This window comes from Corynebacterium aquilae DSM 44791 (assembly GCF_001941445.1).
Lineage (GTDB): Bacteria > Actinomycetota > Actinomycetes > Mycobacteriales > Mycobacteriaceae > Corynebacterium > Corynebacterium aquilae.
Genome location: NZ_CP009245.1, coordinates 339,133 through 362,724, shown reverse-complemented (window position 1 = coordinate 362,724; position 23,592 = coordinate 339,133). Strand labels below are relative to the sequence as shown.

The 23,592-nt window shown below is 61.6% G+C and carries 26 protein-coding genes and 4 tRNA genes; 11 read left to right on the top strand and 19 right to left on the bottom strand.

Features of this window, described 5'->3' with window-relative positions:
• Positions 1-2: 2 nt before the first annotated feature.
• From CAQU_RS01550 to CAQU_RS01510, 9 genes are all read right to left on the bottom strand, one after another.
• Entirely contained in the window at positions 3-1,028 is a 1,026-nt protein-coding gene (locus tag CAQU_RS01550; protein WP_075724633.1) for a S66 family peptidase, read from the bottom strand.
• Positions 1,029-1,117: 89 nt separating this feature from the next.
• Positions 1,118-1,822, bottom strand: coding sequence for a 50S ribosomal protein L1 (gene rplA, locus CAQU_RS01545; protein ID WP_075724631.1), 705 nt, complete (start codon positions 1,820-1,822; stop codon positions 1,118-1,120).
• 76 nt (positions 1,823-1,898) lie between these two features.
• Complete coding sequence (gene rplK / locus CAQU_RS01540) at positions 1,899-2,330, bottom strand: 50S ribosomal protein L11 (RefSeq protein ID WP_075728239.1); 432 nt, start codon at positions 2,328-2,330, stop codon at positions 1,899-1,901.
• Positions 2,331-2,541: 211 nt separating this feature from the next.
• Positions 2,542-3,393 (bottom strand): transcription termination/antitermination protein NusG, encoded by an 852-nt coding sequence (gene nusG, locus CAQU_RS01535; RefSeq protein ID WP_075724629.1) that lies wholly within the window; start codon positions 3,391-3,393, stop codon positions 2,542-2,544.
• A 124-nt stretch (positions 3,394-3,517) separates the two neighbouring features.
• Positions 3,518-3,844 carry a preprotein translocase subunit SecE gene (gene secE, locus CAQU_RS01530; protein WP_075724627.1) on the bottom strand — a complete coding sequence of 109 codons (327 nt, stop codon included), beginning with the start codon at positions 3,842-3,844 and terminating at the stop codon, positions 3,518-3,520.
• A 38-nt stretch (positions 3,845-3,882) separates the two neighbouring features.
• A tRNA-Trp gene (locus CAQU_RS01525) sits at positions 3,883-3,955 on the bottom strand.
• Positions 3,956-4,082: 127 nt separating this feature from the next.
• Positions 4,083-4,154, bottom strand: a tRNA-Met gene (locus tag CAQU_RS01520).
• A gap of 38 nt (positions 4,155-4,192) precedes the next feature.
• Positions 4,193-4,265, bottom strand: a tRNA-Thr gene (locus tag CAQU_RS01515).
• Positions 4,266-4,388: 123 nt separating this feature from the next.
• Positions 4,389-4,994, bottom strand: coding sequence for an AAA family ATPase (locus CAQU_RS01510; RefSeq protein WP_075724625.1), 606 nt, complete (start codon positions 4,992-4,994; stop codon positions 4,389-4,391).
• 187 nt (positions 4,995-5,181) lie between these two features.
• Between CAQU_RS01510 and CAQU_RS01505 the strand changes: the two genes are divergently transcribed.
• A complete protein-coding gene (locus CAQU_RS01505; protein WP_075724623.1) occupies positions 5,182-6,375 on the top strand; it encodes an IS1249 family transposase in 1,194 nt (397 codons plus the stop codon).
• 150 nt (positions 6,376-6,525) lie between these two features.
• On the opposite strand, the gene CAQU_RS01500 is transcribed toward CAQU_RS01505, so the two are convergent.
• Positions 6,526-6,610 (bottom strand) — tRNA-Tyr (locus CAQU_RS01500).
• 76 nt (positions 6,611-6,686) lie between these two features.
• Entirely contained in the window at positions 6,687-7,679 is a 993-nt protein-coding gene (locus CAQU_RS01495; protein WP_075724621.1) for a polyprenyl synthetase family protein, read from the bottom strand.
• Between the two features lie 115 nt (positions 7,680-7,794).
• Here CAQU_RS01495 and CAQU_RS01490 point away from each other — a divergent pair, with 115 nt between their 5' ends.
• Both CAQU_RS01490 and CAQU_RS01485 read left to right on the top strand, forming a co-directional pair.
• On the top strand, positions 7,795-9,048 hold the full coding sequence (locus CAQU_RS01490; RefSeq protein WP_075724619.1) for a geranylgeranyl reductase family protein: 1,254 nt from the start codon (positions 7,795-7,797) through the stop codon (positions 9,046-9,048).
• A 93-nt stretch (positions 9,049-9,141) separates the two neighbouring features.
• Positions 9,142-9,534 (top strand): hypothetical protein, encoded by a 393-nt coding sequence (locus CAQU_RS01485; RefSeq protein WP_075724617.1) that lies wholly within the window; start codon positions 9,142-9,144, stop codon positions 9,532-9,534.
• A 69-nt stretch (positions 9,535-9,603) separates the two neighbouring features.
• Here CAQU_RS01485 and CAQU_RS01480 read toward each other — a convergent pair whose 3' ends face one another.
• From CAQU_RS01480 to CAQU_RS01460, 5 genes are read right to left on the bottom strand one after another with little or no spacing between them, the layout of a single operon-like run.
• Positions 9,604-10,293: a demethylmenaquinone methyltransferase gene (locus tag CAQU_RS01480; RefSeq protein ID WP_075724615.1), complete on the bottom strand. Its 690-nt coding sequence runs from the start codon at positions 10,291-10,293 to the stop codon at positions 9,604-9,606.
• 11 nt (positions 10,294-10,304) lie between these two features.
• Entirely contained in the window at positions 10,305-11,447 is a 1,143-nt protein-coding gene (locus tag CAQU_RS01475) for a glycosyltransferase family 4 protein (RefSeq protein ID WP_075724613.1), read from the bottom strand.
• Between the two features lie 36 nt (positions 11,448-11,483).
• Positions 11,484-11,903 carry a DUF3592 domain-containing protein gene (locus CAQU_RS01470; protein ID WP_075724611.1) on the bottom strand — a complete coding sequence of 140 codons (420 nt, stop codon included), beginning with the start codon at positions 11,901-11,903 and terminating at the stop codon, positions 11,484-11,486.
• Positions 11,904-13,568, bottom strand: a complete 1,665-nt coding sequence (gene menD / locus CAQU_RS01465) for a 2-succinyl-5-enolpyruvyl-6-hydroxy-3-cyclohexene-1-carboxylic-acid synthase (protein WP_075724609.1) — start codon at positions 13,566-13,568, stop codon at positions 11,904-11,906.
• Positions 13,565-14,584 (bottom strand): o-succinylbenzoate synthase, encoded by a 1,020-nt coding sequence (locus CAQU_RS01460; protein WP_157108848.1) that lies wholly within the window; start codon positions 14,582-14,584, stop codon positions 13,565-13,567. The genes menD and CAQU_RS01460 overlap by 4 nt, the downstream gene beginning before the upstream one ends.
• 46 nt (positions 14,585-14,630) lie before the next feature.
• Between CAQU_RS01460 and CAQU_RS01455 the strand changes: the two genes are divergently transcribed.
• The 5 genes from CAQU_RS01455 (at position 14,631) to menE (ending at position 19,245) form a co-directional block, all read left to right on the top strand.
• Positions 14,631-15,572, top strand: a complete 942-nt coding sequence (locus CAQU_RS01455; RefSeq protein ID WP_075728235.1) for a 1,4-dihydroxy-2-naphthoyl-CoA synthase — start codon at positions 14,631-14,633, stop codon at positions 15,570-15,572.
• A 310-nt stretch (positions 15,573-15,882) separates the two neighbouring features.
• Entirely contained in the window at positions 15,883-17,058 is a 1,176-nt protein-coding gene (locus CAQU_RS01450; protein ID WP_075724607.1) for an inorganic phosphate transporter, read from the top strand.
• A 9-nt stretch (positions 17,059-17,067) separates the two neighbouring features.
• A complete protein-coding gene (locus CAQU_RS01445; RefSeq protein ID WP_075724605.1) occupies positions 17,068-17,382 on the top strand; it encodes a hypothetical protein in 315 nt (104 codons plus the stop codon).
• A gap of 29 nt (positions 17,383-17,411) precedes the next feature.
• Complete coding sequence (locus tag CAQU_RS01440) at positions 17,412-17,717, top strand: DUF3349 domain-containing protein (protein ID WP_075724603.1); 306 nt, start codon at positions 17,412-17,414, stop codon at positions 17,715-17,717.
• A 403-nt stretch (positions 17,718-18,120) separates the two neighbouring features.
• The gene (gene menE, locus CAQU_RS01435; protein WP_075724601.1) at positions 18,121-19,245 is read left to right on the top strand and encodes an o-succinylbenzoate--CoA ligase; all 1,125 of its coding nucleotides are present in this window, start codon (positions 18,121-18,123) and stop codon (positions 19,243-19,245) included.
• Here the strand turns inward: menE and CAQU_RS01430 are convergent.
• A complete protein-coding gene (locus tag CAQU_RS01430) occupies positions 19,242-20,093 on the bottom strand; it encodes a hypothetical protein (protein WP_075724599.1) in 852 nt (283 codons plus the stop codon). The genes menE and CAQU_RS01430 overlap by 4 nt on opposite strands.
• A 28-nt stretch (positions 20,094-20,121) precedes the next feature.
• On the opposite strand from CAQU_RS01430, the gene CAQU_RS01425 reads away from it, so the two are divergent.
• Entirely contained in the window at positions 20,122-21,000 is an 879-nt protein-coding gene (locus tag CAQU_RS01425; RefSeq protein WP_211276127.1) for a 1,4-dihydroxy-2-naphthoate polyprenyltransferase, read from the top strand.
• Here CAQU_RS01425 and CAQU_RS01420 read toward each other — a convergent pair.
• Positions 20,997-21,308, bottom strand: coding sequence for a DUF4229 domain-containing protein (locus tag CAQU_RS01420; RefSeq protein ID WP_245797275.1), 312 nt, complete (start codon positions 21,306-21,308; stop codon positions 20,997-20,999). The genes CAQU_RS01425 and CAQU_RS01420 overlap by 4 nt on opposite strands.
• Positions 21,309-21,336: 28 nt before the next feature.
• Here CAQU_RS01420 and CAQU_RS01415 point away from each other — a divergent pair, with 28 nt between their 5' ends.
• Both CAQU_RS01415 and CAQU_RS01410 read left to right on the top strand, forming a co-directional pair.
• Complete coding sequence (locus tag CAQU_RS01415) at positions 21,337-21,591, top strand: hypothetical protein (RefSeq protein WP_075728230.1); 255 nt, start codon at positions 21,337-21,339, stop codon at positions 21,589-21,591.
• Between the two features lie 32 nt (positions 21,592-21,623).
• Positions 21,624-21,995: an ArsR/SmtB family transcription factor gene (locus CAQU_RS01410; RefSeq protein ID WP_075724597.1), complete on the top strand. Its 372-nt coding sequence runs from the start codon at positions 21,624-21,626 to the stop codon at positions 21,993-21,995.
• On the opposite strand, the gene CAQU_RS01405 is transcribed toward CAQU_RS01410, so the two are convergent.
• Complete coding sequence (locus tag CAQU_RS01405; RefSeq protein ID WP_169836014.1) at positions 21,957-23,558, bottom strand: cutinase family protein; 1,602 nt, start codon at positions 23,556-23,558, stop codon at positions 21,957-21,959. The genes CAQU_RS01410 and CAQU_RS01405 overlap by 39 nt on opposite strands.
• Between the last annotated feature and the right edge of the window lie 34 nt (positions 23,559-23,592).

Here is a 23,592-nt window from a genome sequence, read left to right as displayed (position 1 = left end):
ACTTACCCTTTGAGACGCGGGTATGGCAAATCGTAATCAGCAAAAATCTTCCTCGACTCACCATCAAGGGTCACCTGACCGCCATAAGGAAGGATCCACTGCGGTCGAGTATGCCCAAAGGGGACCCCGAAAACTGCAGGTAGATCAGGGTTATAGCGCTGGAGTTGCTCGAATACCACATCGCACTGGGCATGCCAGTTGCGTTCCTGCTGCTCCGGGTCCGGAACCACTTCCAGGCTGCTAACCGGTGGCGATGCAATCATCACGCCGGCTGCAACATTGAATAGTCCCCACTCCCCTAGGGCTCGGACGCGACGCATAATCTGATCCGGGGGCGTGAGTGTTTCTGCGGCTTCCAGCAGCACGATGTGACCTTCGAGTTGTTCGAGTCGCGGTAGCCTTCCGGCCATCGCCAGCTGGTCAATGACTTCGAAGCAACCACCCCACGTCGGTCCCGCAACGCAGGTTGGTGCTCCTCGCCAGCGCCACGAGCGCGCAGGGGTGCGTGTCCCAAATTCGGTGAGACAGCGGGGATCATTCCAGTCGACTCCGAAATCCTCGGACATGGCAACTGGGGTGATTTCGATGCGCCCGCCATCGCGAACCGCCGCCAGGAAAGACGCCAAGTGCTCGGGGTCAATGCCGGGCCCCGGCCCAATCTGCACTTGGCTGGAGCCGCCGTAGAAGCTATGCACGCCAAGCTGCCACAGGTGGTTGTGCAGGCTGGTGTTGTCTGAGTACCCGAGAAACGGCTTGGGGTTCGCCCGGATGACTTCATCGTCTACGAAGGGAACCACCGTCACCTGGTCGTCTCCACCGATGACGGCCACAACCGCGGCGATGTCAGGATCTGCGAAGGCGGCAGTAAAATCCCGCGCCCTATCTTCCGGGCTAGAACCCACGACCCGTGTCGTGGGGAATTCGACTGGTTCGAATCCTAAATCTTTAAGTCTGCGCATGGCCTGCTCGTGAACGTCAGAAAAAGCGCCGGCAGCAGCAAAAGATGGGGATAGGATAGCTATTTTCATGCGCCCAAACTAGCAAATACAAAGCCGGCGCCCCCTACCGCAGAAGTGCGGTAGGGGGCGCCGGGTGAAGCTTGTCAGCCTAAATGGGATTAGCCTGCGTAGTTCTTCAGCACGGAAGGATCAACCGGGATGCCAGGACCAGAGGTGGAGGCGATGGTGATCTTCTTCATGTAAGCACCCTTAGCGGAGGAGGGCTTGAGACGCTGGAGCTCGTCGATGAGAGCGCCGTAGTTCTCAGCCAGCTGCTCGGCGGTGAAGGAGGCCTTGCCCAGGATGGCGTGCAGGTTGGAAGCCTTGTCAACGCGGAAGGAGATCTTACCGCCCTTGATGTCGGCAACAGCCTTAGCAACGTCGGTGGTGACGGTGCCGGTCTTCGGGTTCGGCATCAGGCCACGGGGACCCAGGACACGTGCGACACGGCCGACCTTGGCCATCTGGTCCGGGGTAGCGATGGCTGCGTCGAAGTCGGTCCAGCCGCCCTGGATCTTCTCGATCAGTTCCTCGGAGCCGACGACGTCAGCGCCAGCTGCCTCAGCCTCGGTAGCCTTCTCGCCTGCGGCGAACACGATGACGCGGACGGTCTTACCGGTGCCGTTGGGCAGGGAGACGGTGCCGCGAACGAGCTGATCAGCCTTGCGGGGGTCAACGCCCAGGCGGATAGCAACGTCGACGGTTGCATCGTAGTTCTTGGAGCTGGTCTCCTTGACCAGCTTGCAGGCCTCGATGGGGGTGTAGATGCGGCCAGCGTCGATCTTCTCGGCGGCGGCGCGGTAAGCCTTGGAGTGCTTGCTCATGAAAAATCCTTAAAAGTTAGGAGTTGTGGTGTGCGGGCCGAAGCTGGCCCTGCCACGGTGAAAGTGGGGCTTAGGTTTAGCCCTCGACCTCGATACCCATGGAACGGGCGGTACCAGCGATGATCTTGGCAGCAGCCTCGATGTCGTTGGCGTTGAGGTCTTCCTTCTTGGTCTCAGCGATCTCCTTGACCTGAGCCATGGTGACCTTGCCGACCTTCTGGGTGTGGGGAACGCCGGAGCCCTTCTGCAGGCCAGCGGCCTTCAGCAGCAGCTTGGCTGCCGGAGGGGTCTTCAGCTTGAAGTCGAAGGAGCGATCTTCGTAGACGGTGATCTCAACCGGGACCACGTTGCCGCGCTGGTTTTCAGTCGCAGCGTTGTAAGCCTTGCAGAACTCCATGATGTTGACACCATGGGCACCCAGTGCCGGACCAACCGGCGGAGCCGGGTTAGCCTGACCGGCCTGGATCTGCAGCTTGATAAGGCCAGAGACCTTCTTCTTCGGAGGCATCGAATTACCTTCTTCCTCGTTGCCGGTGATGGGCGGCTCGATGTTCAACCGTTGACCATCACCGTCCGGATGCCCGCCTTGAGCGAGCCACCGGGGATAAACATGTGGGTATGCGAACGCGCGTGAGCGCATGCACAAGCGGTCAGAATAGCACTAAGCCCACCACCTTCCCAAATGCGGGGAAAGTGATGGGCTTGCGTGGGGCGAAAAGCTAGGCGACCTTTTCAACCTGGTCGAAGGCGACATCGACCGGGGTTTCACGGCCGAAGATCGACACCAGGACGCGCAGCTTGGCGTTTTCTGCATCCACCTCGGAGATAGAGGCAGCAACACCTGCGAATGCACCGGTGAGGATGGTGACGGCCTCGCCGACCTCGAAATCGACCTCGGGAGCAGCCTTCTTCTCCGTGAGCGGGGCGGCGACGACCTGCTCGCCAGTTCCCTGGTCGACGGTCTCCGGGGTGGTGTTCTCCGGGGGCAGCAGGAACTTGGCGACGTCGCGGTGCTTGACCGGGGTGGGGTGACCCTCGTTACCGACGAAGGAGGTCACACCCGGGGTGTCGCGCACCACGGACCAGGAGCGGTCATCGACGTCCATACGCACCAGCACGTAGCCCGGCAGCAGCTTGCGCTTGACCTGCTTGCGCTTGCCGTCGCGAATTTCGGTGACTTCCTCGATCGGAACAACCACGTCGAAGATGCGGTCCTCAACCTCGAGGGTCTGCGCACGCATGTCCAGGTTGGTCTTCACCTTGTTTTCGTAGCCGGAGTAGCACTGGATGATGTACCAGGAGCCGGGCAGCTTCTTCAGGTCGACGATGAAGCGACGCAGGCGCGACTTGTATTCGGCGAGGGCCTTGTCCTCTTCGCTCTTTTCGGCGGGAGCTTCCTCGGTGGCGGCCTGCTCAGCTTCGGCTGCCTCTGCAGCTTCCGGGGTTTGGCCGGCAGCGACCTCGTCCGCAACTTCGGCGGCAGCTTCGGTTACCGCAGAAACCGCGTCGGACTCAACGATGGCAGCATCGGATTCCTGTGCGGTTTGCTCAACAACATTGTCATCGCTCATGCGAGTTTCGCTCCTTTTGGAAAATGGGTAAACCAGTGGCTCCAGCCTACCTGGCCAAAAATTTATCCCGCCCGACCACGTGGTCAAGCGGGATAATTTAAGTCTTTTGTTGTGGGTTGTAACCCTAGTTCCTAATCAGAACCTTTTCAACTCCCAAGCCAGCGAGGAAGTCCACACCAGCCACCAGGGCAGTCACGGCGATCAAGAAAGCAAGAACGATGAGGGTGTAAACCACCATCTGCTTGCCGGTCGGCCAGATAACTTTTTTCATCTCGGAGGCAACCTCCGGGAAGAAAGTAGCTACGCTGCCACCCGGGGTGTCATCCTCGGCGGGCTTGGCGACCTTCTTCTTCGCCTCGTAAGCCTCGGCGGTCGTGGCAACGCCAGTAATCTGACGTTTGCCGGCAGGGCGAGGTGCACCCACCTTCTCCGGCTGTTTCTCGTCGGCCACGGCACTCCTTAGCGCTTGACTTACCTTGAGGGAATTTGCAGGGGCGACAGGACTTGAACCTGCAACCTGCGGTTTTGGAGACCGCTGCTCTGCCAATTGAGCTACGCCCCTTTGTGTACCGAAACGGCACTCGAACCACTATAGCACCACAAACACTGTTGCGTTGAATTGTGATTCTTTGTTGAGACACAAACGCAGCCGCCTAAGGACTAGTCCTTGGGCGGCTGGCTGGTCTCAGTGGCGATGGAGAGAATTGAACTCTCGACACAACGATTATGAGTCGTTTGCTCTACCACTGAGCTACACCGCCGTGCGACATGTTCGGGGCGAACCCCGTACATGAAACAGAGCCCCCTGACAGAATCGAACTGTCGACCTTTTCCTTACCATGGAAACGCTCTGCCGACTGAGCTAAGGGGGCCTAGCCACATTGGATTGTTTCAGACTGTTTTTGTCTGACCCGCTCCGTTGAAGCCTGAACAAGATTAACCCGATACTCGTAAACAACACAAATCGCCTGCAAGAGACTCATTTTTGCGGTTTTTTATCGTGATGTTTTGATGTCTCTGGTGGTGTGTTCAACCCGGGCGGCAAGAACCTGTGCAATCTGCTCCAGTTCTCGCGGTCGTGTGCACACCACCGTGGGTGGCAGTGCGGGATCGAGCAAGCATTGCGCGGCACGCGCCCGGTTTTTCGGCCGCGCTTTCCACCACCATACGAGAATCGACTCCGGCTGAAAGGCTTTCCGTACCGTCTCCACATTGCCGTTGCAGCACTTCTCCTTGGTGAGGGTGCGCCGAATGGTCCGGGAAAGGACGCGATAGAGGGTCACGTGATCTGCGTAGTCGAGATAGATGATGAGATCGGTGTGGGCGTATACGAGCTCGCGCACCGAGGCGCTGATTCCTGCGAGCACCCATTGCTCGTCCGCGACAATCGCACGGGTGCCTGCCTGAACGTCTTCTAAAGGTCGAAGTGTCCAGGGCTGTGATTCGCCATCGACCCATCGGATATCGGTGTCGAAGTCCACTCCGCGGATCCCCAGTAGCTGAGCCAGGCGTTGTGCCGCCGTGGTCTTTCCCGCCCCGGGGACGCCAAGTACGAGGATTCGACGCGCATCGCGTATCTGCTCTTCTGTCGCGAAAGCCACGAATTCTCCTCAACGCAGTCTGCTGACGGCGGAGCTGGGGTTATGCGACAAAATGTGTGTCCAAACGGGTGCCATTTAAGGCACCTGACCAGCACAATCAACACCATCTTGTGCCCCAAAAACCACAAAACAACATCACAACGCTAAATCCCCCAACCCAAGCCCGACATGTGGTAACGGCCAAAACATGGCCACAAGAAAACACCCGCAACACTGCGGAAAACCCATGAAAAAAAATGGCACAACCAGCGCAAACAACACCCGCTGGCGGTGCACCAACTGCGGATACAGCGAAACCATCTGCCGGGAAGACGACAAACAACCAGCACGGTTCCGACTGTTCATCACATGGCTCACCACCCACCGCAGCCTGACCGACATCGCCACAGATGTTCACCGCAGCCGCCGCACCCTCGAACGATGGTTCCGCCTGTTCTGGCTCATCGCCGTCCCCTGCCCCATCGACAAACACACCATCCACGATCAGATCTTCATCGACGGCACCTACTTCAAACCCATCGGATGCCTACTCATCGCCGCCGACGCCACCCATGTCATCACCTGGCACTGGTGCAAACGGGAAACAACCAACGACTACAAAGCACTACTGGAAAAACTGCACGCACCCCACATCGTGACCACCGACGGATGCAGAGGCTCTCTCGAAGCCATCACCGCACTCTGGCCCGACACAAAAATTCAACGCTGCCTAATCCACGTACGCCGCAACTGCATCAACGACCTCACACGCAAACCCCGCACCACCGCCGGCCGCGCGCTGCTAAAACTCGCCCAAGACCTTCCCACCATCACCACCCAAGAACAAGCAAACACCTGGTCAGCACACCTCACACTCTATGGCGAGGTCTTCTGCGACTTTCTCAACGAACGGACCTACAAAAAAGACGTACCCGCTGATCAGATACCAAAACAGTTCCGCCACAACCGGGTGTACTGGTACACCCACTACCGCACCCGCAGGACCTACAGACGCCTGACAGAACTGAACAAAACCGGACAGCTATTCGCCTACCTCACGCCCCCAGAAGGCTTCCCCGACACCATCGCCAAAGCATCCAACAACAGCCTCGAAGGAGGAATCAACCGACAACTCAAACAACTAGTCAGCGACCACCGTGGCCTGACCGGGGAATACCTTCGCAAAGCCATCGAATGGTGGCTATATCAACACACAAAGCTGCCGGCCGATCCCCAAACGATCGGCCGGCAGCAACGATGGGGAAAGGGCCAACTCGTCAAAGCAAAAGCCCTCACCCAAGCCGAACACACCACCAACGATGATGGTCGTCCTGCTACCTACGATGATGGCATCGATCAGGAGTACACACACTCCCTAGGCATCCGTAAAGGCCACTTCTAGCAACAACAAACGGCCCACCCAGCAGGTCCGGACACACATTTTGTCGCATAGCGCGACACGCCGGGAAAGACACACATTTTGTCGCATAACCCCGGAGCTGGAGTGGGGAAACAAAAAGCCCGCCCAAGAAAATCTTGGACGGGCTTGTTGTGGTGCCAGGTGATGGATTCGAACCAACGTAGGCAATGCCGGCGGATTTACAGTCCGCTCCCTTTGGCCGCTCGGGCAACCTGGCGTGTACCGGGGTACGGCGTTTGATACTACTACGAACCCTTGATGGGTTGGCAAACCGCCTGGTTATTGGCCCCTTTTTAGCCGACGCGGGCGGCAGTGAAGCGGGCGAGCTTGTAGAGGGCGTCTGTGGCGGGGCCGTCCGGCAGCTGTGCAAGGTCGGCCTCTGCGGCGGTGAGGTAGCGCTGGACGTCTGCCAGGGCTTTGTCACGGCCGGTGGAGCGCTCAAGGAGGCTGAGTGCTCGTTCGACGTCGGCGTCGTTGTCCAGGGGCCCGGTCAACAGGCCGCGGAGCTCTTCACCGATGGGGGTGTCTTCTTGCAGGGCGTAGAGAACCGGCAGGGTGAGCACGCCTTCGCGCAGGTCTGTGCCGGGCACTTTGCCGGATTCTTGGGCGGTGGAGAAGATGTCGATGATGTCGTCGACGATCTGGAAAACCATGCCGATGTTGTGGCCGTAGCTTTGCAGCGCGGCGGTGTGTTCGGGGGAGGCTTTGCCGTGGAGTCCACCGAGGTATCCGGCGGAAGCGATGAGCACACCGGTTTTTTCTTTGATGACCGCCATGTAGTGGGCGACGGGGTCTCCGTCGCCGGGTCCGATGGTTTCGCGCATTTGGCCGGTGACGAGTTCGCCGAAGGTTTCGGCGAAGTGGGCGACGGTTTGTGTACCGAGCTGGGCCATGATGGCGGAGGCTTTGGCGAGGAGGAAGTCGCCGGCGAGGATCGCCACGGAATTGCTCCAGCGGGCGTTTGCGGAGGGCACGCCACGGCGCCGGTCAGCCTCGTCCATGACGTCGTCGTGGTAGAGAGTCGCAAGGTGCGTCATTTCGACGACGACGGCAGCCTCGATGACTTCACGGCTTCCCGGGTTGGTGCCGTATTGGGATGCCAAGAGGGCGAACATGGGGCGAAAACGCTTACCACCTGCGGCAGCCAGGTGCATGACCTTGTCAGTGACGAAGTCGGCACCTTCGCTGAGCACGCGTCGGAGTTCTTCCTCAACGGCGTCCATTCCGGAAGCAATGGTGGCGTCTAGGTGCTCGTCACCGAGTTCGACCCTGGGGGTGCTGCTCATCCGTGGATTTCCTCTTTTGCGTGAAAGCGTGGACAGTCGTTGCTGCCGTTAACGGTAGCCCAACACCCTACACAGCTGCACCCCGGGGTGCCCTCGTCGTGTCGCGGTTGCCACAATGGTGTGCATGACCGCCAACATTCTCGTCATCGGTGCCGGCCCTGCTGGCTCAGCTGCAGCCCTGTGGGCAGCCCGCTTGGGCCACCACGTAGACCTTGTGGATTCCGCTTCTTTCCCCAGGGACAAGACGTGTGGCGATGGGTTGACTCCCCGCGCCATGCACGCGTTAAGAGAGCTTGGTTTCGGCGAAGAAGTTGGCTCCGGATACCGCAACAAGGGACTCAAGCTCCACGGCTTTGGAGGCTCTACCACCTGCCCGTGGCCCGAAACTGCCTTCGGAGCTGTTGGCTCGGCGATGCGCCGCACCTCTTTCGACGCCTTGCTCTGCAGCACTGCAGCCGATCACCCCAATGTCGATTTTCACCCCGGTACCACCGCGACCGAGTCGGAGTTCACTGGGGATCGCCTCAGCGCGGTTACTCTCGCCGGGACTACTGGCGAGTGGGTCGCACACCCCAGTCACGTCATCGTCGCAGACGGCGTGCGCAGCACTTTTGGCAAGAAGTTGGGGCGCACGTGGCATCGCAATCATGTGTACGGCATCGCGGCTCGTTCCTACTGCACCACACCCCGCAGTGAGGAGCCGTGGATTCATTCCCACCTTGAGCTCAAGGACGAAAAAGGCGAAACCCACCCCGGCTACGGATGGGTGTTTCCCCTGGGTGATGGCTACGCGAATGTTGGCTGCGGCGCCTTGTCGACAACCAAACGCCCTTCGCACATCAACACCAAAAAGGTCTTGCATTTCTATGCCTCAACCCTGGCCACTGAGTGGAACTTCGGCGAACCTGAAAAGGTCGCATCCGCGCTTCTCCCCATGGGAGGCGCCGTGTCCAATGTTGCTGGTCGCAACTGGGTTCTCATCGGCGATGCCGCGGCGTGTGTGAATCCCCTCAATGGTGAAGGCATCGACTATGGCCTGGAGACTGCGCGCATGGCCGCCACCATCATCGATGCGCAGCCGCACGCGGATCTCACACTCGTGTGGCCGGATGCTTTGCGTGCGGCCTACGGGGAAGCCTTCACACTGGCGCGTTCGCTAGCGACGCTACTGACCGTGCGGCGTTTTCTTCCTCTCGCAGGCCCTCTCGCCCTGCGCGGCCCTCAAGCAAAACTCATCATGCCTGCAGCCGCACGCCTGATGGGCAATTTGGTGACGGAAGACGATCGAGACCTCGTCGCCCGCCTATGGAAGATTGCGGGTCGGGCGACGATGACAGACCAGGAACTCTGGTCGACAGCTTCTTCCTAGCTTGTTCACTCACAAACAAAGCAGCCCCTAGGCAGTCGTGGGTCAACTAGGCTCAATGATGCCCCCAACGCGTCAAAAGCAAGGAGCACAGCAATGTCACCAACCCCTACCAGGCGACCGCGTTCGCGGTCATGGTGGCCGCTAGCAGTCGCGTGCGTCATCTCGGTCATTGCGCTGGGAATCATTACTCTTGCACCGATCACAACGAAGCACCTGCTGCTGTATGGGTTCTTGTGGTTTGTCTATCCCCTAGTCGTGTTCGGTGTGTCCTATTGGGATTGTTTCCGTGCTGGCTTTGCCTGGCGATGGGTTTTCATCCCCGCAATCGCCGCTGGCGCTGCGAGCATGATTTTCGTGGGCTTTTTCGACGTCACCAGCCCCTTGATTGCGATCATCGTGGGTGCTTTGGGCGCCCTTGCTGGGCACGCGTTCGGCCGCATTCACCGGGAGAACTGTTCAAGGGAACAGATCCTCAAGATTGCTTAGCCCAACCGTTTTCCCCGGGGGATGCAAAAAGCCACCCACGTTCGTCTTGGTGGGTGGCTTTCGTTCGTCTTAGGCAGGTTTCGTCGCCGCGTGCAGGGCGGTAATCCCGAAGGTCAGGTTCTGCCAGCCGACCTCCTGCCAACCGCATTCGCGGATCGTCTGGGCAAGCTCTTCCTGGTTCGGCCACGCGCGAATGCTCTCAGCGAGATACTCGTAGGCCTCCGGGTTAGAGGACACCGCGCGAGCGACCATGGGCAGGGCGCGCATCAGGTATTCCTTGTAGATGGTGGAAAATACCGGCACCACGGGGGTGGAGAATTCGGCAATGACCATGCGTCCGCCGGGTTTGGTGACGCGGAGGAGTTCTTTGAGCCCGGCCCTGAAGTCGTGGATGTTGCGCAGCCCGAAGCTGATGGTGACGGCATCAAAAGTGTTGTCGGCGAAGGGTAGGTGCATGCCGTCGCCGACGGTTTTGGGAACGTCGCGGTGGGCGCCGGCGGCGAGCATGCCTTGGGAGAAGTCGCAGGCGACGACCCAGGCGCCGGATTTGGTGAGTTCTTCGGTGGATACGGCTGTGCCGGCGGCGAGGTCGAGGACTTTTTCGCCGGGCTTAAGGTCGAGTCGTTCGCGGGTGCGGCGGCGCCACATGCGGTCTTGTCCGAAGGACAGGACGGTGTTGGTGAGGTCGTAGTTTTTGCCGACCCCGTCAAACATGCGGGCGACTTCTTTGGGCTGTTTATCCAGGTTTGCCTTTGACACGCTTTTAGACGTTACACGGCGTGGCGGCGGCGGAGGACGGGCTGGTCGATGACTTCCTGGTAGTGGCGCATGAGTTGGCGGCATAGGGAGTCCCAGGTGCGGCCTTTGATGCTTTGCCGGGCGGCGGCGACCATGCGGTCGTAGCGGACGGGGTCGGTGATGAAGTCGATGGCGTCGGGCAGTTCGGCGGTGAAGGTTTCGACGTCGAGGAGTTCGCCGTCGACGCCGGGGGTGATCAGGTCGATGGGGCCGCCGGAGTTGGGGGCGATGGCGGGTACGCCGGAGGCGAGGGCTTCTTGTACTGCTTGGCAGAAGGTTTCGAATTCTCCGGTGTGGACGAAGACGTCGAGGCTGGCGTAGGCGCGGGCGAGTTCGATGCCGCCGAGGGCGCCGGTGAAAACGGCGGTGGGGAGGAGGTTTTCGAGTTCGACGCGTTCGGGCCCGTCGCCGACGATGACCAGTTGGATGTCGTCGCGGTGGGCGAGGGCTTGAAGGCGGGTGACGCCTTTTTCGGCGGCGAGGCGGCCGACGTAGCCGACGATTTTTTTGGCGCCGGTGGGGTCCCAGGTGGCGCGGAGGTGTTCGTCGCGGCGCTTGGGGTGGAATTGTTCGGCGTTGACGCCGCGTCCCCAGTGGTAGATGTTGCGGACGCCGTGGTTTTCGAGTTCGGCGATGGTGACGGAGCTGGGGGCGAGGGTGCGGGCACAGCTGTTGTGGAGGGTGCGGGTCCATTCCCAGGAGGCGTTGACGAGGGCGGAGAGTCGGTAGCGCAACGCGAAGCCGGCGACGTCGGTTTGGTAGACGGCGATGGCGGGGATTTTGAGTTGGCGGGCGGCGCGGGCGCCGGCGGCGCCGAGCACGAAGGGGGAGGCGAGGTGGACGACGTCGGGTTTGAAGGTTTTCATGGCTTGGGTGACTGCCATGGTGGGGACGCCGACGGGTAGTGAGTTGATCAGCGGCACCATGATGGTGGGGACGCGGACGATGTCGAAGCCGAGGTAGTCCGGTACTTCTTCTTCGAAGTCGCGGGCGCCTGGGGCGATGACGAGGGCTTCGTGGCCGTTTGCTTTGAGGTGTTCTAGTACCCGGAGGACGGAGTTGGTGACTCCGTTGATGTTGGGAAGAAATGATTCAGCGACGACGACTACTCTCACGTTTACTCACATTCGTTATCATCTTCGCCGACCACCTTACGTGAGCTTTTTAGCCATCCGCTTTGAGATGCTTATCACAATTGCGGCGATGATGGTGCTGCTCAGGGCGACGGATCCTGCGGGGATGAGGGCGAGTCGCCAGGTGCGACCTTCTACTTTGACGAGGTCCGGGTTGTCTTTGGAGTAGTTGACCCACACGAGTTGGCCCGGTCCGAGATTGCCAGGGTACAGCACCCCTTCGGGTGGGGTGTGGAATTGTCCGGTTTCGTCCTGGTAGTCGATGGTGGTGCGCAGGTCGGTCACGGCGATCACTCGGGCGAGGGCGCGTCCTTGGTTGGAGGCGATTTTATGGTCGTTGATCAGTGGCCCGAGGATGAGGCAGAGGGCGCACACCAGGCTGGTGATGTAGAGCCCCCAGATGATTTGCCGGAATCGTCGTGATGCTAGGACGCGCATTTAGTGCACTTTCTGGGCGAGTGCTTGGTGGAGTGCGCGGCGGGTGTCGCGGGTGACGACGGCTTCGATGACGGTGATGCCGTCACCGATGTCGGTGGTGTCGATGAGCGCGTCGATGAGTTCGCGGAGGTTTTCGGCTTTGTGGTGGGTGATGCCGTAGGCGTCGCATAGTGCTGCGATGGTGGTGTTGTGGGGGGTGCCGAAGCATTGTTCGAAGTGTTCGCGCAGGGGGTCGGCGCCGACTTCGAGGGTTTCAAAGATGCCGCCGCCGTTGTCGTTGGCGACGACGATGGTGAGGTTGTTGGGGCGGGGGCTGTTGGTGGGGGTGAGTAGGCCGCCGATGTCGTGGAGGAAGGTGACGTCGCCGAGCAGGGCGATGGTGCGGGGGGCGCGCAGCTCACCGGGGTGGAGTTGTTGGGTGGCCAGTGCGATGCCGAAGGCTTGGGAGACGGTGCCGTCGATGCCGGCGGCGCCGCGGGGGGTGTGGGTGGCGACTCCGCTGAAGGGGAGGCCGACCAGGCTCATGTCGCGTACGGGGTTGGAGGCGCCGATGAGGAGGGTGTCGCCGTCGCCGAGGGTGTCGGCCACGGCTGCCGCGGCGTGGAGTCCGGTGAAGCCGTAGGCGTCATCTTCGAGGGTGTCGCGCACGCTGCCGGCGCCTAGTCCGCTGGCTGCTTCGCAGATTTTCAGCCATTGTTTGTCGATTTCTCCTGTGACGGTAAGCCTGCTGGCGACGGTGACGTCGCGGCCTTCCGGGCGGGTGATTTCGGCGGATCGGCTGAGGACGACGATGTCGATGTCGGGGTCGGTGATGAGTGTGAGCACGCTGCGGTGCAGGGTGGGGTGCCCGACGATGATGATGCGGCGGGGTTTGGTGTTGACGACGTAGCCTTCGGCGGAGATGGATTCTTTGGTGAAAAAGGCTGCGGCTAGTGGGTGGATGGGCCGGTAGGGGGCGGGGGCGGAGGGTTCGGCGATGGTGGGCACGTCTTCGAGTCCGGGGACATCAAAGGCGCCGTCGCCGGCGATGACGAGGGTGTTCTCGCTCAGGTCGATGGTGGTGGTGCCGTGGTCGGTGTCCCAGCGTCGCGGGGCGTGGCGTGGGGGCGTGTTGGCGGTGTAGTCGGCGGCGGTGGGTAGTTCGGTGCCGACGAGCGGTTCGTCGAATTCGATGTTGAGGTGGACGCGGGGGGCGGCGGCCAGGGCGGCCGCGGTGGCGGCTGCGGTGGCGTCGATATCGGCGGTGGCGTCGATGGTGATTTCGTGGGCGTAGCCGTGGAACAGTTGTGCTTGTTCGATGGTTTGGGAGGCGCCGGTGCCGTGGAGTCGGGCGGGGCGGTCGGCGGAGATGACGACGAGCGGGATGTCGGCGTAGTGCGCTTCGATCATGGCGGGCATGGCGTTGGCGACGGCGGTGCCGGAGGTCATGACGATGGCGACGTGGCGGTGTTGGACGCGCGCCATGCCCAGTGCGGCGAAGGAGGCGCTGCGCTCGTCGAGTCGGGTGTGCAGGGTGATGCCACTGGCGGCGGCTAGTGCGAGCGATAGGGGCGCGTTGCGGCTGCCGGGGCAGAGGAAGACGTCGGTGGTTCCTGCCCGCAGCAGTTCGTTGACGACGGTGATGGCGCGGAGAACGGAGGTGGGTTGCTGCGGGGTGGAAGTCATGAGTGCAATCGTAGACGTAACTGTTGCAGGCTTTGAGTTAGGTGTTGTCTCCACCAGTGTTGACGGTCGGCGGGGGCGCTAAGGGCGTGGAGACGGTCGGGGTCGATGGTGATGGGGGCGGTGGAGATGGTGCCGTTGATGATGGGGCGGGGTTCGGCGATGTCTTCGGCGAAGAGTTGTTGGGTGGCGAGTCCGGTGGCGGTGGCTGGCAGGTGGGAGGCTGCGATAAGCCCGGAGGTAATGCCGATGGCGGTGTCTAGCGCGCTGGCGATGGTGATGCGCATGGGTAGGTGGGCGCACAGGTTGAGGGTGCGGCCCACGCCGCCGAGGGGGGCGACTTTGAGCACGGCGGCATCGACGGCGTCGGCGGTGGCGACGGCGAGCGGGTCGGTGGCTTTGCGGATGGCTTCGTCGGCGGCGATGGGGGCTGCGATGTGGTGGGCGCGCAGGTGGTTGCGGACGGTGCGGAGTTCGTCGATGGTGGCGCAGGGCTGTTCGGCGTAGTCCAGGGGGGCGATGCGTTCGATGACGGTGATGGCGTCGTGGGTGCTGTAGCCGCGGTTGGCGTCGATGCGGATGTGGGCGTCGGGGCGCAGTTGTTTGACTGCGCGTACCCGGGCGATGTCGGCATCCAGGCTGTGGCCGGGTTCGGCGACTTTGATTTTGATGGTGTTGCAGCCTGCGTAGCGGTCGAGGATGGCGGGGATGGCGTCCGGGTCGACGGCGGGGATGGTGGCGTTGACGGGGATGGTGTCGCGGGCGGGGGCGGGCAGGCCGAGGTAGGCGGCTTCTAGGGCGCTGGCCAGCCACCAGGCTGCCTCGTGGGGCGGGTATTCCACGAAGGGCGAGAATTCTCCCCACCCGGCCGGCCCGTCGATGACGAGCGCTTCGCGGGTGGTGATGCCGCGGAAGCGGACGCGCATCGGAAGCGCGACGATATAGGCGCGGTCGAGGATGTCGTCGACGTCGATGGTGGCCAGTCGCGCGGCGGTGGCGGGCGGGAAGTGCTCAGGCATGCTTTTCACCCTAGTCTGTTGCCCGGGCGCGCTAGGCTGGGTCAGCATGACGAGTTCTTACAGCACTGAGCAGCCTTTTGATCCTTCCCAATGGTCCGTGGTGGAGGGGTTTGAGTCGTTGACGGACATCACCTATCACCGGCATGTTGGCCAGGGGCGCGCGAACGGTATTGTGCGCATCGCCTTCGATCGCCCGGAGGTGCGCAACGCGTTTCGTCCGCACACGGTGGACGAGTTGTATCGGGCTTTGGATCATGCCCGCCGCACCCCGGATGTGGGGTGTGTGCTGCTGACCGGCAATGGCCCGAGTGAAAAGGATGGCGGCTGGGCGTTTTGTTCGGGTGGCGATCAGCGCATCCGTGGTCGCTCCGGGTACCGCTATGCCAGTGGTGAGACTGCGGAAACCGTCGATGTGGCTCGCGAGAAGGTGGAGGGCGGCCGGCTGCACATCCTGGAGGTGCAGCGCCTGATCCGCACCATGCCGAAGGTCGTCATCGCCGTGGTGAACGGCTGGGCCGCCGGCGGCGGGCACTCCCTGCACGTGGTGTGCGATCTGACGATCGCTTCCCGCCAGGAGGCCCGCTTCAAACAAACCGACGCCGATGTGGGAAGTTTTGACGCCGGCTACGGTTCGGCCTACCTGGCGAAGATGGTGGGTCAGAAGTTCGCGCGCGAGATCTTCTTTTTGGGGCGCACCTACAGCGCCGAGGAGATGCAGCGCATGGGGGCGGTCAACATTGTGGCCGACCACGGGCAGCTGGAGCAGGAAGCGATCCAGGCGGCCCGGGAGATCAACGGCAAGTCGCCGACGGCGCAGCGCATGCTGAAGTTCGCGTTCAATCTCACCGACGATGGGTTGATGGGCCAGCAGGTGTTCGCCGGGGAGGCAACCCGTCTGGCGTACATGACCGATGAGGCGGTTGAGGGAAAGAACTCGTTTTTGGAAAAGCGGGATCCTGACTGGTCAGAGTTCCCCTACTACTACTAGCGCCCGCGGGGTGGCCGCCTGCCAGCTCCCCACCGGGTGGGTGTTCACAAAGAATTCACCATTCGTTTACTTTGCCCGAGTGAGACGCTTTTACACTCCCTCCCGGCGCGCCCACCCCACCGGCGTTGACAGTAAATTCGCAGGTTAACGGCCTGTAAATTCTGGGCTTTTCCCAATGATCGGCGCTTGCCCAGTGCACCCCACTACCCCTTTTCGGGGGAGTCGGGGTGCTTTTTTCGTGTCCGAATGTGACCGATTCCCCTCCCTTTTGAGTTTTTCCTACCCCACCCATCCGGCATACTCAATTTTTGTGACCGAGCTGATCATCCTCTTTATTGTCGTTGCCACGGCCTTGGCTTTCGACTTCACCAACGGTTTCCACGACACCGGCAACGCGATGGCTACTTCCATCGCCACCGGCGCGCTGAAACCGAAAGTCGCCGTAGGCCTTTCCGCCTCCTTGAACTTGGTGGGCGCGTTCCTTTCTGTGGAGGTGGCCTCCACCGTCGCTAAGGGCGTCGTCGACCTGAAACAATTCGACCTGTCCATTGAGGCCGACGCCCACAAGCTGCTGCTTGTGGTGTTTGCCGGCCTGGTGGGCGGTATCCTTTGGAACCTTTTGACCTGGCTTTTGGGCATTCCTTCCTCGTCTTCTCACGCCCTGTTTGGCGGCCTGATTGGCGCCACTTTTGCCTCTCTCGGCGCTGGCGGCGTGGTGTGGGGCGGGGTGCTCGCCAAGGTGGTGCTGCCCGCTTTCGCTTCCCCGGTGATCGCCGGCTTGGTGGCCGCTGTCGGTACTCGCCTGGTGTACACCTTCACCGAGCGTGTGCAGGAAAACGAGAAGAACAAGTACTTCCGGTGGGGCCAGATTGGCTCCGCTTCCTTGGTGTCTTTGGCGCACGGCACCAATGACGCCCAGAAGACGATGGGCGTTATCTTCCTGGCGCTGGTGGCTACTGGTTATCTCACCGAGGACTCCACTATCCCCTTCTGGGTGAAGGCTAGCTGTGCTTTCGCCATTGCGATCGGCACCTACATGGGTGGCTGGCGCGTGATTCGCACCCTGGGCAAGGGCCTGGTGGAGATCGACTCCCCGCAGGGCATGGCCGCGGAAATGTCTTCTGCCGCCATCATCTTGACCTCCTCCCACTTCGGCATGGCTCTGTCCACCACCCACGTCGCTACCGGCTCCATCATGGGTACCGGCCTGGGCCGCAAGGGTGCGGAGGTGCGCTGGGGCGTGGCCGGCCGCATGGCGGCTGCGTGGTTGATCACCCTGCCTTGCGCCGCAGCTGTCGGCTTGGGCACCTGGTGGATCGCCCACCTCGTCGGTAACGGTGCCGGTGAGCTCGCCGGTGTCCTCGTTGCCTTCGCTATTCTCCTGGCAGCCAGCGGCTACATGTACTTGCAGTCCCGCAAGGCCCCGATCCACGCCGACAACGTCAACAACGAGTGGGAAGATACCCCCGCCGAGCAGAAGATTTAGGAAACGACCATGAACCTGCTTGCTATGTTGCACAATCTTTTAGAGGTCCTTATTGCCGGCCTCGTTCTCGGCGCGGGCCTGCCCGCCTTGTTTGCCCTCGGGATTCGCTTCGCCGCTCCGGTGGACGAAGTTGACGAAAACGGCACTGTGATCTCAACCCACCCGGCCAGCGGCCTGCAGCGCGCCATCGGCTACTTTTTCTTCAGCATCATCGTCCTTGCCATCATCGTCGGGATCCTTTGGATCACCAAGGCCGTGATTTACGAAGATTTGGGCATCGACATTTTCGGTACCCAAGCTGGTGGTGGCCATGGCGGCCACTAACCTTTGACCCACAGACAGGATCCTCGCCCATGAGCGACAAAAACGTCATTGCCCGCTTTCTGGACTGGCTGCGCGAAGGCTACCCGCAGGGTGTGCCGGAAGCTGACGCTTGCGCCATCACCTACGTCCTCAAGCGACACCTCAACGACGAGGATCTCCGCGCTATTTCCAAGGCCATCATTGAAGACCGTGGCTTAAGCCAGGCGGCGGAGGCCAGCGACGAGGAGATTCGGGAGTTCATCGAAAAATTTGAGATGCAAACCCCCGAGGAAGCCGATATCGAACGCATCCACGCGATCCTTGCCGAGAAGTTCAGCGCACCGGATGCTGACTAATCAGCTCGTAGCAGCCCGGTAAATTCCCCCAAGCTTTTGCTTGGGGGTTTTCTTTGTGCAGCGCAACGCCCTATTTGCAATCGTTTGGATCGTGTGTATAATCGGGGAAACAAATTCCTTGATACAGACCAACTAATGCGGACAACCACCATTGGTTGAAACCCTTGGCCTGTGATTTAAGTTCGATATTGATTGAAAGGAGGCCTTCCCCATGGCTACCTACCTCACTAAATTTGTTTCTTGGTTCGGCTTCGAACCTTTTGCAGCCACCACCCCCCTGGCCGTCCTTGGCGCAGTGAACTAAGTTTCACCCCGCCCATATCGGCTTCCAGCTCTCCCTGCACCGCACACTAGCGGTGTGGGGAGAGCTTTTTCATGCCCCCGCCCACTAAAATCACTAGCCATGCCGCGGCGACTCCACACCATCACCTTCTCCCCCACCGACATCCCCGGCGCACTCACCGCGCTGGAGGAAGCAATCAGCGGAGCGGAGTCCTACCTACCGTTGCCCGCCAGCGATACCCGGCGCGCAGATCTATTGGTGCGACACATGCGCCCGGGGGAGGAAATCTCCGCGGAGGTGGCGCTGGTGATGGCCACCTCTGGGTCGACGGGTGTCCCTAAGGGCGCCCAGCTGAGCCCTAGCAATCTGGTGTCTAGTGCGGATGCCACCCACCAGTTTTTGGGCGGTGCGGGCCAGTGGGTGTTGGCGCTGCCGCCGCATCACATTGCGGGGGTGCAGGTGTTGGTGCGCTCCGTGGTGGCCGGGGTGGATCCGGTGGTGGTGGATGTGTCGCGGGGTTTTAGCGTGTCGGCTTTTGCGGATGCGGTGTTTCAGGCCCCGGCGGGCGAGCGCCTGTATACGGCGCTGGTGCCGATGCAGCTGGTGAAGGCAATGGATTCTTTGCGCGGTATTGATGCGTTGCGGGCTTGCGATGCGGTGTTGGTTGGTGGGGGTGCTTTGCATCCAGAGGTGCGGTCTGCGGCCGAGCAGTTGGGAATTCGCGTGGTGGAGACCTATGGGTCTTCGGAAACCTCGGGCGGTTGCGTGTATGACGGGCGGCCGATTCCTGGCGCCCGGGTGCGACTGGAGGGCGAGCGGATTGTGTTGGGTGGCCCGATGGTTGCGCTTGGTTATCGCAACGTGCCCAGCCAGGGGGTGTTTGTGGAACCTGATTGGTTTGTCACCTCCGATGCGGGCGTGGTGCGCGATGGCCGGCTGGTGGTGGTGGGCAGGATGGATGCGGTGATTGTCACCGGGGGTTTGAAGGTGCACCCGGAGGTAGTGGAGGCCGCGCTGGTGAAGATTCCGGGGGTACGCCAGGCGTGCGTGGTGGGGGTGGAGGATCCGCGTTTGGGCCAGATGGTGGTCGCGGCCTATGAGGGGCCGGCAGCCCCGCAGGATGTGTTGGCGGGGCTGGATGAAGTTGAGCGCTGGATGGTGCCGCGGCGTTTGCTGCGGGTGGATGCGTTGCCGACGACCGGCCCGGGCAAGGTGGACCGCAGCAAGGTCAGCGAGTTGTTTTAGGCGCGTTCGCCCAAGATTTTTTCGATATCGGCTGCCGTGTAGGTGGCTTTGATTTGCTCGTCGTTGCCGCCGCCGATGGTGTTGCCCATGACTAGGCCGCTGAATTGGATGTGGGGGATGATGTTGAAGCTGCGGGGCTGGGGGTGGACTTGGGCGATTTTGTGGTTGGCCCGCAGGGCGTGGGCGTGCAGCCACACATCGTCGGCGCGGGGGCAGGTGTCTAAAAATCCCTTTCCGGACGCGGCGACCGCTTGGATCATCTCTGGGGGGTAGAGCACCCCGGAGACACCGGTGGCGAATTTGTCGTAGGCGGGGGTGGTGTCTACGGCTTTTTCCCATTGGGTGTAGGGGGCGAGGGTGTTACCGTCGGTGACGATGTGGTGCGCGCGGTAGCAGGTGACTTGGCCGGGGGTGTGGGCGTCGAGGAGTTTTTCGACGAAGGTTTTGGGGTAGATGACGTCATCGTCGATGGTGATGACGGTGGTGGTGGTTCCGGCGAGCTGTTGGAAAGCGTCAAAGTACTTGGTGTGGGGGCCGTAATTGCCGCTGGATTTGCGGACAACCAGGCCGCGTTGCACCAGCCGGTGGAGGGTGTCGGGCCAGGGGCGGTGGTAGTCGTCTTCGTCGAGCCAGAGCCAGATGGCGACGGTGGTGGTGCCGCGGGCGATGGATTCGATGGCGGCCCACACGCTGTTCAGGCGGCTGCCGTGGGTGGTTAAGGATACAACGATGTCGCTGTCTTTGGGCATGCGGGCGCCGGCGCTGGCGTTGATGGCGCGCAGCCATGCCAGTGCCGCGAAGGTGCCGGCGCTTTTTGCGGCCTGCCCGAAAGCGTATTGCATCCACATGGCGTTTAAGCTTTCTACAATGAGCCCTATGCAACAAAATCAGCAATTCCAGTTGTGGCTTGAAGGTGCCCGCCCACACACGTGGGCGAACGCCTTTGCGCCTGTCATCGTCGGCTCCGGTGCTGCTGCGGCGGCCGGGGGTTTCCGTTTCGGCTTCGCGCTGTTGGCGGCGGTGGTCGCGTGGGCGCTGATTGTGGGGGTGAATTACGCCAACGATTATTCCGATGGTATCCGGGGCACTGACGATGATCGTTCCGGCCCCCTGCGATTGACGGCTTCCGGGGCGTTTGCTCCGCAGCAGGTTAAGGCGGCGGCGTTTGTTGCTTTCGCGGTCGCGGGGCTTGCTGGTGTGGTGTTGTCGCTGGCCTCCCGGCACGCGTGGCTGATTGTGGTGGGCCTGGTGTGCGTGGCCGCCGCCTGGTTTTATACCGGCGGGAGCAACCCTTATGGCTATGCCGGGTTGGGTGAGGCGAGCGTTTTTGTCTTTTTTGGTTTGGTTGCGGTGCTGGGTACCCAGTTGACGCAGGCCGGCGTGGTCACCCCGGTGGGGTGGATGTGCGCGGTGGCGGTGGGTTCGATGTCCGCGGCGGTGAATCTGGCGAACAATATTCGCGATATCCCGTCGGATGCGCTGGCGGGCAAGATGACGCTCGCGGTGCGGCTGGGCGATAAGTGGGCGCGCGTTTTGTGGGTGGTGCTGATGTGCATCCCCTTCGTCACGACCTTGTCGCTGGGTGGGGCGTTTCACGGCACGCTGATGGCGGTGGCTGCGGTGCCGTTTGCTGCGGCCGCGGGCCTGCCGATCGTGAAGGGCGCGACCGCCAAGGAGCTGATTCCGGTGCTCGGATTGACGGGGCGCGCCATGCTGCTGTGGTCGCTGTTGACCACGATTGGGTTGTTTGTCTAGCGGCCTTCGAGCTGCGTTTTGACCCACTGTTTGTGGGTTTTGCGCTGGGCGTCCCACTCGGCGACTTCGCGGGTCACGCGGGCGCGGAGGTTTTTAAAGACGAACATCGACAGGGGGAAGGCGATCAGCAGTGCCAGCAGGGCGCTCATGACGAGGGGAACGTGGGCGCCAATTGCTAGGGCCAGCAACGCAATGACGACGGTGAGTAGCAGGAACAGCCCGAGGCGGGCTAGCCCGTAGAGGAGAAAGTCTTTGCGTACTTGGGCCCGCAGTTGGGGGTCGAGTGTTGGTTCAGGTGTTTCGCTCACCTGAACCACCCTACTATTGTGTGCTTCTATGGCCCGCGTTATTTTGTTGATTTTGATCATTGCGACCATCGTCGCGTTCTGGGTTGCTTTCCGCCCGAAGCGGGTGCAGCCCAGCCAGCAGCCCATGATCAAGGGACCTGATGACGATGAGGAGTTTTTGTGGAAGCTGGAGCGCGACGCGTTTAAAAAGCGCCGCGAGCAAGACCGCAAGCAGCACCCCGATGAGCGCCCGCAGGAGGGGCCGGGGGATGGTCGGGCGGGCGAAGCACACCCAGAGGCCTAACGTTAGGCTATCCTGCCTGTTATGCTGTGGGCATGAACAATCAGCTGTGCCACGCCGACGTACAAACCCTGCCAGGTGATCTCACCAGGCGTGCAGCAGATTTCTTTCGGGCAATTTCCGACCCGACCCGCCTGAAGCTGCTGTACCTTGTCGCAGGGCGCGGGTCGGAAAATATTTGTTCCCACGAGTTGGCGCAGGCCTTGCAGGTTGCCCCGCCGACGGTGACGCACCACATGAAGCGCCTGGCCGCGGTTGGGCTGGTCGAAAGGCACCAGCAGGGCAAGTGGGCGTATTACACCGTGAATAATCCGAAGTTTTGCCAGCTTAATTCGCTGATCACTGCGCTGGGCACCCCGTGTCCGCTGTTAGAGGACGGAGGCCACTGTATTCAAAAAGCGCAGTAGGTCGATTCCGAGCGCGTATTGCAGGTCGGTGGCCAGGGCGATGATGGGGCGCGCCCGGTCGCCGCGACCGTTGACGGGGTAGATTTCGCCCTCGGCGTTGAGTTTCGCTAGCTGTTCTTGGTGTTCCTCATCCCAGCCATAGCGGTAGACATAGCCGAACCACAGGCGCATCAGGTCGGCCATTTCGTGCCCGAACACGCTGCGCACCAGCTCGAGGCGCTGTTCGAAGGGGGTGTTCCAGTCCGTCATTTGTTCGCGAACCGGCGGGGCGATAGCGGCGAGGTCTTCATCTTCCGGCTGCACGTACAGCGCGGTGGAGTCTTCCATGGTCAAGGGGGTGTATTCAGCATTGAAAGTGCCGACCTTGGTGCCGTCGATTTCCACATCAAGGGTCACCGGCCCGCCGGGCAGCAGCGGCATCAGCACGGAGGCGCTGCCACTGCCGCCGGCGCGGATGGTGGTGTGGCCCTGGCCGACGGGAATGCCGAAGCTGCGGACGATAATGTCGACGTTTTGCCGTTTTAGTTCATCGCGCAGACTCCGGGAGACAGACAGGTTCAGCCAGCCCGGGCCGAAGTGCACCACCGGATTACTGGTGATTGTTTCGATGCGATAGTCCGGGTGCAGGGCGCGCCGCACGTCCACATAGAAGCAGTCCAAGAATTGGGTGTAGCGCCCGTCGGCGGCCTGGCAGCGGGCGGAGAAGTCCGCATACAACACGTGCAGGGTAACCCCACGCCAGGCCTCCACGCTGCGGGTGTCGCACACCAAATCCCCGGGCACGCAGTAGTTGGAAAAACGCTCTGGGTTTTTGTCGCGGTAAACATCCAGGCTGGGCAGCACCAGGTCGTATTGCACGCCGCTGGTGACCGCCCGCGAAACTCCGCCGACGGGGTTGGTGGGCGCCATGGAAATGAGCGCGTGATCGTTTTCTGGCCCATAGGCCCGGCGGGAGGGGTCGGCCAGTTGCACGAACTTCGACACCTTGTCGATGACGGTGGTGTTGCCACTGTCGACGGCCTTCGAGATCGCAATGTTGATCACATCGCTGCCCTGGGAATAGCCGGTGACCACAACGTTTGGGGGGTTGCTGCCGCAGGGGTCGTACAGGTTGTGCAGCGCCGCTAGGAGATTATCGGCGCCAATGGAGGCCGAGGCATGGAAATTATCCAAGGTAGGGGTGACCCCGCCTTTGAAGCGGATGGCGCTGGCCGGATACACCAGGGCCGCAATTTTGGCGTCGGCTTGCGGCATGTACTCCAGGGCCGCTGTTCCCAGCCGGCCTGAACCGGTGGGGTCTTCCGCAAAGGGCACCCCAAACAGGTCGTTTCCTCGCTGCTGGTAGGTCAGCTGCGCGGGCTGTTCACCCTGGGGCTGCTCCGCCGAGCCACGCACAATGAGCAGCAGGTCTTCCCCGCAGTGGGTGCCAGGCACCCCGGCGGGCGCCTCGGCCGCGGCAGGCGGCGGGGGCGTGGGGTGGTTTTCTACCGGCTGGGCGGTGGCTTGCGTGCCGTGCCCCATAAGGAGGCAGGCAGCTACAAGGCAGGATAAAAGTCGGCGCACACTGGATAATTTAGCCTGCCGGGGCAGGTTGGGG

What these genes read in the sequence shown, in the direction of transcription:
- CAQU_RS01550 (WP_075724633.1), bottom strand. Translation starts at nt 1,028, where the DNA reads ATGAAAATAGCTATCCTATCCCCATCTTTTGCTGCTGCCGGCGCTTTT.
- rplA (WP_075724631.1), bottom strand. Translation starts at nt 1,822, where the DNA reads ATGAGCAAGCACTCCAAGGCTTACCGCGCCGCCGCCGAGAAGATCGAC.
- rplK (WP_075728239.1), bottom strand. Translation starts at nt 2,330, where the DNA reads ATGCCTCCGAAGAAGAAGGTCTCTGGCCTTATCAAGCTGCAGATCCAG.
- nusG (WP_075724629.1), bottom strand. Translation starts at nt 3,393, where the DNA reads ATGAGCGATGACAATGTTGTTGAGCAAACCGCACAGGAATCCGATGCT.
- CAQU_RS01505 (WP_075724623.1), top strand. Translation starts at nt 5,182, where the DNA reads ATGGCCACAAGAAAACACCCGCAACACTGCGGAAAACCCATGAAAAAA.
- CAQU_RS01495 (WP_075724621.1), bottom strand. Translation starts at nt 7,679, where the DNA reads ATGAGCAGCACCCCCAGGGTCGAACTCGGTGACGAGCACCTAGACGCC.
- CAQU_RS01490 (WP_075724619.1), top strand. Translation starts at nt 7,795, where the DNA reads ATGGTGTGCATGACCGCCAACATTCTCGTCATCGGTGCCGGCCCTGCT.
- CAQU_RS01485 (WP_075724617.1), top strand. Translation starts at nt 9,142, where the DNA reads ATGTCACCAACCCCTACCAGGCGACCGCGTTCGCGGTCATGGTGGCCG.
- CAQU_RS01470 (WP_075724611.1), bottom strand. Translation starts at nt 11,903, where the DNA reads ATGCGCGTCCTAGCATCACGACGATTCCGGCAAATCATCTGGGGGCTC.
- menD (WP_075724609.1), bottom strand. Translation starts at nt 13,568, where the DNA reads ATGACTTCCACCCCGCAGCAACCCACCTCCGTTCTCCGCGCCATCACC.
- CAQU_RS01460 (WP_157108848.1), bottom strand. Translation starts at nt 14,584, where the DNA reads ATGCCTGAGCACTTCCCGCCCGCCACCGCCGCGCGACTGGCCACCATC.
- CAQU_RS01455 (WP_075728235.1), top strand. Translation starts at nt 14,631, where the DNA reads ATGACGAGTTCTTACAGCACTGAGCAGCCTTTTGATCCTTCCCAATGG.
- CAQU_RS01445 (WP_075724605.1), top strand. Translation starts at nt 17,068, where the DNA reads ATGAACCTGCTTGCTATGTTGCACAATCTTTTAGAGGTCCTTATTGCC.
- CAQU_RS01440 (WP_075724603.1), top strand. Translation starts at nt 17,412, where the DNA reads ATGAGCGACAAAAACGTCATTGCCCGCTTTCTGGACTGGCTGCGCGAA.
- menE (WP_075724601.1), top strand. Translation starts at nt 18,121, where the DNA reads ATGCCGCGGCGACTCCACACCATCACCTTCTCCCCCACCGACATCCCC.
- CAQU_RS01430 (WP_075724599.1), bottom strand. Translation starts at nt 20,093, where the DNA reads ATGTGGATGCAATACGCTTTCGGGCAGGCCGCAAAAAGCGCCGGCACC.
- CAQU_RS01425 (WP_211276127.1), top strand. Translation starts at nt 20,122, where the DNA reads ATGCAACAAAATCAGCAATTCCAGTTGTGGCTTGAAGGTGCCCGCCCA.
- CAQU_RS01415 (WP_075728230.1), top strand. Translation starts at nt 21,337, where the DNA reads ATGGCCCGCGTTATTTTGTTGATTTTGATCATTGCGACCATCGTCGCG.
- CAQU_RS01410 (WP_075724597.1), top strand. Translation starts at nt 21,624, where the DNA reads ATGAACAATCAGCTGTGCCACGCCGACGTACAAACCCTGCCAGGTGAT.